This is a genomic window from Micromonospora humida, from assembly GCF_016901255.1.
Taxonomy (GTDB): Bacteria; Actinomycetota; Actinomycetes; order Mycobacteriales; family Micromonosporaceae; genus Micromonospora; species Micromonospora wenchangensis.
Map to the genome: position 1 here is coordinate 1 of NZ_JAFEUC010000033.1, position 2,764 is coordinate 2,764.

General features: G+C 65.1%; 2 protein-coding genes. Both read left to right on the forward strand.

Annotated features, from left to right (window positions below):
• Positions 1 to 365: 365 nt before the first annotated feature.
• On the forward strand, positions 366 to 1,499 hold the full coding sequence (locus tag JQX11_RS31880) for a reverse transcriptase family protein (RefSeq protein WP_204928626.1): 1,134 nt from the start codon (positions 366 to 368) through the stop codon (positions 1,497 to 1,499).
• 563 nt (positions 1,500 to 2,062) lie between these two features.
• On the forward strand, positions 2,063 to 2,215 hold the full coding sequence (locus tag JQX11_RS31885; RefSeq protein ID WP_204928627.1) for a hypothetical protein: 153 nt from the start codon (positions 2,063 to 2,065) through the stop codon (positions 2,213 to 2,215).
• The last annotated feature ends 549 nt before the right edge of the window (positions 2,216 to 2,764 follow it).

Consider the following 2,764-nt stretch of genomic DNA (forward strand, 5'->3'; position numbering starts at 1 on the left):
AGGACTCGCCACCCGCTACGACAAGTTGGCCGCCAACTTCCAGGCCACCCTCGATCTGGTCGAAACCCTCGACTGGCTACGCGCCGTCCCCGACAACCAAGATCCGCGAGACAGAACCTAGCCCGCCCCCAGCACGCTCGGTTGATTGGCTCCACCGAGCCGTACTACCCTCGTGCCTTGAGGGAGTCGTAGGCGTTTAGCGGCCCGGCATCGTGCCGGCATTCGCCAGGGATGCCCTGGCGGCGGAGAGGGTTACCCTCCGTTGTGGACAAGCACTCGCTACCGCCGGGAACAGCACAGCGAACCCGGGCGTATGCCTGGGGCACGCTGCGCTGCGCCTGTCGGCGTGGGGAGGCCAAAGGTAAATGACCTACGACTCCCCCCACCTCTACCGCAAGCTCGGCCGGGAACGTGGCGTTGATGATCAGGTGCTAGACCGAGCCATGCGGCAGATCAGCCGCCTGCGCGCGGCCGGCGTTACGCCCGTGCTTACGCTAAACCACCTGGCTCATCTAACCGGCGCGAAGTACGGCTACCTGCGCCGGATCGTCGCCCGCGAGCTGGACCCCTACACCGAGTTCACCCGCCAGCGCCGCACTGGCGGCAAGATGCGACTGATCAGCGCCCCCCAGCCAGTTCTACGGGACGTGCAGCGCTGGGTGCTGGATCGCATTCTGCACCGGATCCCTGTACACCCAGCGGCCTACGCGTACGTGCCTGGGCGCTCCGTGGCCGCCTGCGCCCGCTGCCACATCGGCGCGCGCTACCTACTCAAATTCGACCTGCACGACTTCTTTCAAAGTATCAGCGAATATCGTGTCTTTTCCGTCTACCGCAGCCTCGGCTACCAGCCGCTGATTTCGTTGGAGCTGGCCCGCCTCTGCACCCGCGATTCAGCGGCAGTGTTCGGGCGCCGCACCCTCACCGCACCCCAAGTCGAGCGCTACCAAGCCATACCCGCCTACCGGTCAGGCTCGTTGGGCTTCGTTCCGCAGGGGAGCCCGACCAGCGGCGCGATCGCTAACCTTGTAACCCGTCGCCTAGACACAGGGCTGCAGAGGCTCGCCGTCAGCGCTGGGCTTACCTATACCCGCTACGCCGACGACATCGTGCTTGGAGGCAGCGATGCCTTCGACCGCGAACATTGCCGTAAACTCGTACGCGAGGTGCGTAAGATAGTTAGACACAACGGATTTTGCCTGCAGGAGAAGAAACTCCGAATCATTCCGCCTGGGGCCCGCCGGATCGTCCTCGGCGTGGTTTTAACCGACGACGGAATAACGATCAGCCGCGAGGTCAAGGACCGCCTCGCAAAGCACTTGTTCGGTGCCGATCGGTTCGGAATCCACCGACACGCCGAGCACTATGGGTTCACCTCTGTCTTTGGCTTCGCCAACCATGTCACCGGTCTACTCGCTTTTGCCGCCGACATCGACCCCGGATATGCGCGACCGCTGATCCGGCAATGGCAAGCGATCGAGAGCAGGAGCGGTGTCTGAGTGGCGGGTGGGGCTTCCGATAGCCCGGCGAAGCGCAACGCCAGCCCAAGTCGGCAGCAGGCGAACCTGCCACCGGAGTCGACGCGCTGTCAGCCTACGCACAGAGACGGCCCGGTCGAAGCGCGGAACACCCAGAAGCAGGCCGAGAAGGCGCCCGGGACAGTCCTGCTGATCTTTTACCACCGAGCACACCAATCGCCTGTTGCGACCGGCAGACGAAGCCAGGAATAGAGAGGACGCAGGCAGTAGGCCTGTGAAACCATATAGAGAAGCGCCTCAGGAATAGATAAGGGTCTCCATGCGACTCCAGATGATCTTGACGGGCGCGGTGATACGGCCGACAGGATCGGGGGCGCGTCGGCGGGGAGTGACCTGGTTCAGACGGCGGCGCGGATCGCCGATGCCGTTCGGATGAGGTCCTTCGGTCACTGACAAGCGCCCAGAGGACGTCAACGCGTCGTCGGGCGAGGGCGAGCATCGCTTGCGGCGGTTCTTTCCTTCGGCGCCTTTCTTCTTGTAGTAGGAGCGAGAGGCAGAACACTACGCCAACACGATCTGGAACGATGATCCTCGCCCCACCCGCCAGTTTGGCGGCGGCGAGATTCGCCGCCGCCAGCGACCCGACGGCCAGGGCGCGCTGCGTGCCGGTGCAGGTCCGGGTCAACAGGTTCGCCTGCTCGAACGTGTCGGGCAACGCCCGGACCGCCTCGGCATAGTTGCCACGCTGGTAAAGGCTATGGAGATGGGCCACCCGCTGACGGACCTCCGAAAGCGTGAGAGGCTCGACCGGCTGTTTCGGTGCGGCAGGTGCGAGCAGGTGCCGGCGCAGCTCGGCCAGCAGTCGCGACCTGGCATCGTGGTCGGCTTCCTCGCCACGGCCTGCTACCGCGTTGACGACTGAGACCTGCCCGGTTCGTGTGGTGCGGCCCGCCTCCGGGCGCTCGCCGTGGAACCGGTCCGGCGGGCGTCGATTGTCGCCGACTTCGCCGTACCTTTCGCCTGTGGCCTCGCCGGCTGCCATCACCGCCTCGGGTACCGCTCCCCACCGCGCCCGCTGTGCCGCCTCGGCCTGCTGTGCCTGGAACCGGGACTGGAGGTGTCGGTAGGCGTCGTAGGCGGCGAGTAGCTCGCCCTGGGCGTCCTGAGGTTCCCCCGGTAGCTCGGAGGCTTTCGATCATGCTCTGATGGAGCTGAAGGGAGTCATCCGTGGCTGCACCGAAGAAGTACCCCGATGAGCTGCGTGAACGTGCGGTGCGTTTGTATCG